Below are 8,017 nucleotides of genomic sequence, written 5' to 3' on the forward strand. Positions count from 1 at the left end.
AGCTTTACAAGATCTTCCCGATATGGACGCCATATTTATCCCAATTGGTGGAGGTGGACTTGCCGCGGGAGCAAGCTATTACCTGAAGAGTAAAAACAAAGCGATCAAATGTTATGGTGTTGAACCCGAAGGAGCTCCTTCTATGCAAGCGGCTTTGACACATGGCGCACCGATCGAGCTCGAGCATATCAACAAATTTGTTGATGGGGCCGCCGTTAAAAAGATCGGTGCAACGACATTTGAAATTGCCAAACAGTTGTTGGATGATACACGCTCTATTCCCGAAGGAAAGATCTGTACCTGTATCCTAGAGCTGTACAATAAGGATGCAATTGTCGTTGAGCCTGCAGGCGCTCTATCCGTGGCCGCTCTTGAATTTCACAAAGATGAAATTAAAGGTAAGAAAGTCGTCTGCATCATATCCGGTGGAAACAACGATATCGACCGCATGAGTGAAATCAAAGAATTGTCTCTACTTTACGAAGGGTACAAGCATTATTTTATCGTTCGTTTCCCACAACGTCCAGGCGCCTTAAAACTCTTCGTTTCTGAAGTATTGGGGCCTAAGGATGATATTACCCGTTTTGAGTTTATCAAAAAAACCGAACGCGAAAGAGGTCCAGCGCTAGTCGGCATTGAGCTCAACAAGCCTGAGGATTACGAAACACTGATTGAACGCATGAAAGAATATAAGTTTGATGTCATTGAAATCAATAAAGACCAGACACTATTTGAATACCTTGTATAAGTAAAAGCGTATAAACAGAAAAAAGCTCGTGCACAAATCACGGGCTTTTTCTGTTTATAAGAATACAATTGCCATTCCCCAAATATTCAAAAAAAACTAACAATTCCATCACCTAAAAAATCGTATATTTCCGTTATTAAAAGATATTCAATAGCTTAGGAGAGAGCGATAAATTATTTTTATTTGACCAAAGGCATATTGCATATAAAAAGTAATTTATCTAAGTTTAATTGTTTAATCAATACTATACGAAAAATGAGAGTACTAATTTTAACGATTCTGACCTTAATAGGTCAACTTACTTTTGCTCAGACCGACAAAAGTAAACGCCCAAGTCCTCCAGACAACACTAAGGTAACCACCACCGATGGTGTCACGATTGACATTAATTATAGCCGCCCTTCATTGAAAGGCCGTCAGCTTGGTGTTGATATCGCCCCTATCGGTATTGTATGGCGTACTGGAGCAAATGAAGCGACCACCATCGAATTTAATAAAGATGTATTGGTTGAAGGCAAGAAATTAGCTGCTGGTAAATATGGCCTTTACAGCATCCCTGGAGAACACGAAACAACAATTATGTTCAATAAAGTGTGGAATCAGTGGGGAACAAAATATGATGCCAACGAAGATGCTTTACGTGTTTCTGTTAGCAATGCCACAGCAAGCAATTCACAGGAACAATTTAAGATCAATGCAACTCCGCAAGGAACCGTCTCTTTAGAATGGGGACAGTATGTCGTTCCGTTTATGGTTAAAGCGAGTAAATAGCTACAAAATATTTATCATCTTGCAAGAATAGAGGCTATGAAAGTAGACACAAGGTATATTCTGAGCAATAACCGAGTGAAAGGAGTGTATTGAAGTCAATGAGTCTGAACAATTTTTATAAACAGAACGATTGAGATCATTGGTACTTAATGAAAAAAAACAGGCCTCAAGAAAATAAACACTTAAATAGAAAAAGGGAATAATAATTATTTCCTTTTTCTATTTAAGTGTTCACTCTGTAATGCTATTGATTTCGGTTAGTTAAATGGTCAGTTTCTTAAATATTTTTCTAGAAACTGATCTTGTTCCCATAGTAAATGGAAGATATTTTCTTTGGCGACATATCCATGTGCTTCGCGTGGTAAAATGACCATACGCACGGGAGCTCCCAAGTTTTTCAGGGCCTGAAAATAGCGTTCTGTCTGCAGGGTGAATGTTCCGGGATTATTATCGGCTCCGCCATGAACCAACAAAAGTGGGGTTTTCATCCGATCAGCACTCACAAATGGAGACATGGTCATATACAAGGCTGGATCATCCCAGAAGTTACGTTGTTCACTCTGAAAACCAAATGGTGTTAAGGTCCGATTGTATGCTCCAGAACGCGCTATTCCTGCGGCAAACAATTTTGAATTGGACAACAGATGTGCTGTCATAAACGCACCATAGGAATGCCCACCCACAGCAACTTTTTTCCGATCGATATAACCCAAATGATCTACCGCATCAATTGCAGCTTCGGCATTTGCCACAAGTTGTTCAATAAAGGTATCATTCGGTTCTTTTGTTCCCTCTCCAACAATAGGGAAGGCCGCATTATCCAATACAGCATAGCCCTTCGATACCCAGTAGATAAAAGAACCATAACTTGGGAAGGTAAACTCTTTCGGATTGGCCGTGCTTTGCCCTGCTGTATTCTTGTCTTTATATTCCCGTGGATAAGCCCACATTAGCAGAGGCAACTTCTCTTTCTTCGTAAAATCATAACCGGCAGGTAAATATAACGTTCCGGAAAGTTCGACTCCATCCTTGCGCTTGTATTTTAAAATCTCTTTATGGACTTTTTCCAACGATTTAAACGGGTTTTCCAACGTGGTGAGCGTCACCTGTTTCCCCGATTTCATATTTTTCATGAAATAATTCGGATAAATCGATGCTGACTGAAGCGAAATCAACAGATCACCAGTTTTAGGGTTCACTAGTTGGGCGATACGTTCTTGCATTTCAGATGCTGGAGCAGTGTAGATGCGTTTTTTCTTCAATGAATGCAGATCAAGCTCATCCACAAAAGGAAACTCACCATTTTTAGTAAATCCCTTACCAACAAACAGTGCTTTATCTTTATCTACATACATTGAATAAGTGCCTAAACTATTTTTTTCCATATACACATCTCCTGGATCATTATACACATCCTGACTGTTCCGCTCTTGCAACAGTTTGGATTCTCCGGTAGAAGGATTCACCACAAAAGTTTTTGCATTTCTCGTATCGTACCATTGCGAATTGATCAATGCATATTTATCATTTCCCCATGTTACACCAGCATAACGGTCTTTGGTTTTAAAAATAAGTTTCCCCGCACCGTTGTAAGGGTAAGATAAAGTATATAAGGCATCACGAAACTCAGCAGGTTTATTCGCGTTCCCACCATCCAAAGCTTCTACATAGGCCAACGTAGCTGGCTGATCACTCCGCCAATGCCAGGCCCGTTTTCCCGATCGTGTCGACGAAAAACCCTTTGGCATTACCTCTGTCAAGGGGGTCTCATTCACAAGCGCTATTTCTTTGCCCGATCGATCATAAATACGAATCTGCTGTGGAAAAGACGAGACGGGAACTACATAGGAATAAGGTTTTGTGATAGTCGTGATCATCACGTACTCGCCATCCGGAGAGAAGCTGATTCCCGTATAAATGGCTTTATCTTTAAAGGAAGAAATCTTACCGTCAAGGTCCACAAGTTCAAGATTGGATTGCACCAATGTTTCGAAATTCGCTTCGTCCTGCGGATTTTTAAGCAGATCTTGGTACGTTCTCAATTGGGACACCTTCCCATCACTCGTTGAGACAATAGGTCCTGTCGGCAAATCTTTTGAAGGATCTAACAGTGCAGCCCTATCCTTTGGCAGGCTTGTAATCAGTAAACCGGAAGAATTTCTCAGCCACTGAAATGGCGCTGTTAATGTTCCATTCAGATTGTAGGCAGTCAACTGTTTGACATTTCGAGTTGCAAGATCAATGACAAATAAGGCCGTTCCGCTTTCATTTGTATTGCTAAATGCCAAAAGCTTATTGTCTGGAGAGAATACAAAATTGGCCATCGCCGCTTTTTCGGGTATCCCCGTGAAGTCGGAAAATTCCACATTTTGCCCTATTTTTTTCAAGGCAATCTTATCGAAAAAGATTGTTGAACTTTCCATGTTCGTCTTCGGATTAATCCGCAATCCCGCCAGTTTCATTTCTTCCTGGCCTAAGTCTGTCAGGCTTTTATACGTAGGTCGAAACGTAAATAACATCCAATTTTTATCGCTTGAAATCTTTATTTGAGGTGGGCGCACATAATCGGCTAAGGCCAAAATTTCAGTAGAGGGTTTTTGAAAGGTAATGTTTTCCTGCGCTTGCGTCTGTAGCGATGCTAGAAGCAAGAGACCATAGAATAGTTTCTTCATAAATTTATTTTTCAAATTAGGGCAAAATAAGGTAATAAAAATTTCATAAAAAAGCAAGCTTTGTAGCTTTTTTATGACACTAAAATTAAACTTAAATCATTTGTAAAATAGCGGTAAAAATTACTAATTTAAAGTTATCCACATTTACAAAATACAGAAAACCAGCAATTTAAAAACACGAATCTTCAGCAAACGCATTCTCTGACAAACTTTTGCCCAAAATGTGGAAAAGTCAAACTACCGCATCGAAAGAAAATATAAGATATTTGTTAAGCTAATGAAAGAATTGGCAACTCAACGAAGTTTTTAAGTATCGAAATACAGACTTTTCTTTTTGGCGAATTGTCTATTTTAAATGGCTAGATTAACCTTCAATCTAGTCTCCCCGATTAAAATTGATACCATTAACTTCGTACCGGGTTTTTCTATAAAGATTGGAGTAAAAAAATAAACAAGTAAACATGGCAAGAATTATCAAATTTGAGAAAAACGATTGTGCTCCTTGTGCACAAGTATCGGCTTATTTGGATCAAAAAGGTATCCAATATGAAACGGTTAATCCTTTTGATGAACCAGACTTGGCCGCAAGATTCAAAATCCGCACTGTTCCTACGGTAATTGTGTTGGAAAATGAAGAGATTCAACACCGTATCATTGGCTTTAAACCAGAGGAATTGGCTGCCATTGCACTTTAATAAATTTAGCGTATCATTAAAATGAAACAGTGACATGATACACATTTATTATGATTCCAGAACGGGGAACGTACAACGTTTTATGGATAAAGTAGCTCAGATAACGGGTTGGCAAATCCATAAAATCACCGCCGATTTAACGGTAAAAGACCCTGGGCATTTGGTCACTTTCACCACAAATTTTGGACAGGTGCCCGAAAATACAAAAGAATTCATGAAACGCGAAGCTAAAAATATTTATTCTGTTACTTCCAGTGGCAACCGCAACTGGGGACCGAATTTTGGTCTAGCAGCTGATCGCATTTCACAGGATTTCGACATTCCACTGGCGTTCAAATTTGAACTGTCCGGAACAATGGAAGATATTAATCAATTTATTGACATCTTAAAGAACTTTTGCGATGGTAGCAAACGAAGTAGCAAAAAACTGGATATTGCTTAATAATGAAATCATGATTAAGCATGATGACGAATTCAGCTTACATAAAGATAAGGAAGCGGTTCGTGCATATTTCTTAGAATATGTAAATAAGAACACAGTGTTCTTTTATACATTAAAAGAAAAAATAGACTATTTGGTAGAAAACAACTATTATATTGACTTTTACCAATGGTTTACATTTGAAGAAATGGAAACGGTCTTCAACTATGTGTATGCGAAAAAATTCCGTTTCGAATCTTTTATGGCGGCATTCAAATTCTTCCAGAGCTACGCTTTACGTGACGATTCTGGTGAAAAGTTCCTGGAACGCTATGAGGATCGTGTAGTTGCTGTTTCCTTGTTCTTAGCAAGAGAAGAGGGTGTTCAAAAAGCGATCGAATATGCTGAAATCATGATCAATCAAGAATACCAGCCAGCGACACCTACATTCTTGAATGCAGGAAAGAAACGCTCGGGTGAATTGGTATCTTGTTTCTTGGATGAAATCGGCGACAACTTAAATGGTATCGGTTATGCTGTTGATTCCGCCATGAAGCTGTCTTCTATCGGTGGTGGTGTATCGTTCAATATCTCCAAAATCCGTGCTCGCGGAGAAGCGATTAAAGGTGTTGAAGGCCGTGCCGGCGGTGTACTTCCAATCATGAAGATTATGGAAGATACATTTTCATATGCGAACCAGTTGGGACAACGTCCGGGTGCTGGGGCAGTATACCTCAATATTTTCCACTCTGACATCGAAGAATTTTTGGATTGTAAAAAAATCAACGTTGACGAGAAAGTACGTATCAAATCATTGTCGATCGGTATCATCGTTCCGGATAAATTCATGGAATTGGCAGAAAAAGATGAACCATGCTATTTGATCTACCCACATACGGTAATGCAAGAGTATGGACAATTCTTGGATGAGATGGATATGGACAAGATGTACGACGAATTGATCACGAATCCAAACGTGAAAAAGAAAAAAATCAATGCTCGTCACCTTTTAGTTAAAATTGCACAGACACAAAAAGAATCAGGATATCCTTATATTTTCTTCAAAGAGAACACCAACCGTGTCCATGCATTGAATGAAATCGGTCAAGTGAAATTCTCAAACTTGTGTACTGAAATTATGCAAGTATCTCAAGTATCCGATATTGAGATCTATGGCAAACAGGACACGATCCGTTATGGTATTTCCTGTAACTTAGGCTCCTTAAATATTGCTACTGTAATGGACAACAAACGTATCAAAGAAACCGTAAAAACGGCTATGCGTGCTTTGACTGTCGTTACAGACGTAACCAATATCGACATGGTTCCTTCTATTGCAAAAGCAAACCGTGAGTTGCATTCTGTAGGGCTAGGTGCAATGAACCTCCATGGTTACCTTGCAAAAAGCTTCATTATGTATGAATCTAACGAAGCGCTCGATTTTGCCAATACCTTCTTTATGATGATGAACTATTATTCATTGGAAGCATCGATGGAAATTGCCAAAGAACGTGGTAAAACATTTGTTGGATTTGAAAAATCAGCCTATGCCGATGGTACGTATTTCAACAATTACGTAAACCGCGATTATATGCCTAAAACTGCTAAGGTAGCGGAGTTATTTGAAGGGATACATATCCCAACGGTAGAAGATTGGTTGGAATTAAAAGCAAAAATCAAAGAACATGGTATTTACCATGCTTACCGTTTGGCCATTGCTCCAAATCAATCGACTTCGTATATCATGAATGCAACTGCATCAGTTATGCCAATCGTCGATATCATTGAAGTGCGTGAATATGGAGATAGTACGACTTACTATCCAATGCCATATTTGACAAACGATAATTATTTCTACTTCAAATCGGCTTATGATATGGATCAATTCAAAGTCTTGAAATTGATTTCGGTCATCCAACGCCATATTGATCAGGGTGTATCTACTATTTTGCATACAAACTCAAAGGATTCGACACGAGATTTGTCAAGATATTATATCTATGCACATAAATTGGGATTGAAATCCCTTTATTATACACGGACAAGAAAATCGACCATCGACGAATGTGTTTCTTGTTCAGCTTAATTTTGAGATTTTAGTATTTGGATATATAATGGGAGAAAGTCAAAAGTTGCCTACGCCATTGGCGGCTTTTGGCTTATCTAAAATCAACAATCCAAATACGTGATAATAAATGCCTAATACTTTAAACTAAAAATGAGTAAAACATATAAAGCTGTCAACTGGAATACCCCTGAGAACGATTATGTATTGATGTTCTGGGAACAAAATATCCGTCAATTCTGGATCGACACGGAATACATTCCATCAAAAGATATCGATAGCTGGAAACGTATCAGTCCAGAAATGAAAGATGCGTATAAAAAAGCTTTAGGAGGATTGACCCTTTTGGATACCCTTCAAAGCCATACAGGTATGCCTAAAATCATCGATCATATCGACACCTTACAGAATAAAGCGGTATTGTCGTATATGTGTATGATGGAAGCTATCCATGCAAAATCGTATTCCACCATTTTCACGACAGTTTCTACGACCGCCGAAATAAATGATATTTTCGAATGGGTTCAACAAAATAAATATCTTCAATACAAAGCAGAAACGATTGATGGCTACTACCGCGCGATCGATAAAGAAGATGCTTCCGAAGAGGAGATTTATATGGCAATGGCTGCATCCGTATTATTG

The 8,017-nt window shown here is 38.8% G+C and carries 7 protein-coding genes; 6 read left to right on the plus strand and 1 reads right to left on the minus strand.

Translation table 11 applies throughout. The annotated features are described in order from the left end of the window. Together B2X72_RS12545 and B2X72_RS12550 are read left to right on the plus strand one after the other, a co-directional pair. On the plus strand, positions 1-748 hold a 748-nt coding region (locus tag B2X72_RS12545), incomplete at its 5' end, for a pyridoxal-phosphate dependent enzyme (RefSeq protein WP_286849741.1). 255 nt (positions 749-1,003) lie between these two features. Further along, entirely contained in the window at positions 1,004-1,519 is a 516-nt protein-coding gene (locus B2X72_RS12550; protein ID WP_112374970.1) for a DUF2911 domain-containing protein, read from the plus strand. A gap of 269 nt (positions 1,520-1,788) precedes the next feature. Here the strand turns inward: B2X72_RS12550 and B2X72_RS12555 are convergent, their stop codons facing one another. After that, a complete protein-coding gene (locus B2X72_RS12555; protein ID WP_112374971.1) occupies positions 1,789-4,191 on the minus strand; it encodes a S9 family peptidase in 2,403 nt (800 codons plus the stop codon). A 461-nt stretch (positions 4,192-4,652) separates the two neighbouring features. Between B2X72_RS12555 and B2X72_RS12560 the strand changes: the two genes are divergently transcribed. The 4 genes from B2X72_RS12560 to B2X72_RS12575 form a co-directional block, all read left to right on the plus strand. Further along, complete coding sequence (locus tag B2X72_RS12560) at positions 4,653-4,886, plus strand: thioredoxin family protein (RefSeq protein WP_046673718.1); 234 nt, start codon at positions 4,653-4,655, stop codon at positions 4,884-4,886. A gap of 34 nt (positions 4,887-4,920) precedes the next feature. After that, positions 4,921-5,328, plus strand: a complete 408-nt coding sequence (gene nrdI, locus B2X72_RS12565; protein ID WP_053003630.1) for a class Ib ribonucleoside-diphosphate reductase assembly flavoprotein NrdI — start codon at positions 4,921-4,923, stop codon at positions 5,326-5,328. After that, positions 5,288-7,393 (plus strand): class 1b ribonucleoside-diphosphate reductase subunit alpha, encoded by a 2,106-nt coding sequence (gene nrdE, locus B2X72_RS12570; RefSeq protein ID WP_046673717.1) that lies wholly within the window; start codon positions 5,288-5,290, stop codon positions 7,391-7,393. The genes nrdI and nrdE overlap by 41 nt, the downstream gene beginning before the upstream one ends. A gap of 132 nt (positions 7,394-7,525) precedes the next feature. Next, positions 7,526-8,017 (plus strand): ribonucleotide-diphosphate reductase subunit beta (locus tag B2X72_RS12575; protein ID WP_286849743.1); only part of this gene is annotated, 492 nt, incomplete at its 3' end.

The sequence above is a fragment of the Sphingobacterium sp. UBA7253 genome (assembly GCF_002472745.1).
Lineage (GTDB): Bacteria > Bacteroidota > Bacteroidia > Sphingobacteriales > Sphingobacteriaceae > Sphingobacterium > Sphingobacterium siyangense.

Bases quoted from the DNA above. Each gene is read 5' to 3' on its own strand.
- B2X72_RS12550 (WP_112374970.1), top strand. From the start codon at position 1,004: ATGAGAGTACTAATTTTAACGATTCTGACCTTAATAGGTCAACTTACT.
- nrdI (WP_053003630.1), top strand. From the start codon at position 4,921: ATGATACACATTTATTATGATTCCAGAACGGGGAACGTACAACGTTTT.
- nrdE (WP_046673717.1), top strand. From the start codon at position 5,288: ATGGTAGCAAACGAAGTAGCAAAAAACTGGATATTGCTTAATAATGAA.
- B2X72_RS12555 (WP_112374971.1), bottom strand. From the start codon at position 4,191: ATGAAGAAACTATTCTATGGTCTCTTGCTTCTAGCATCGCTACAGACG.
- B2X72_RS12560 (WP_046673718.1), top strand. From the start codon at position 4,653: ATGGCAAGAATTATCAAATTTGAGAAAAACGATTGTGCTCCTTGTGCA.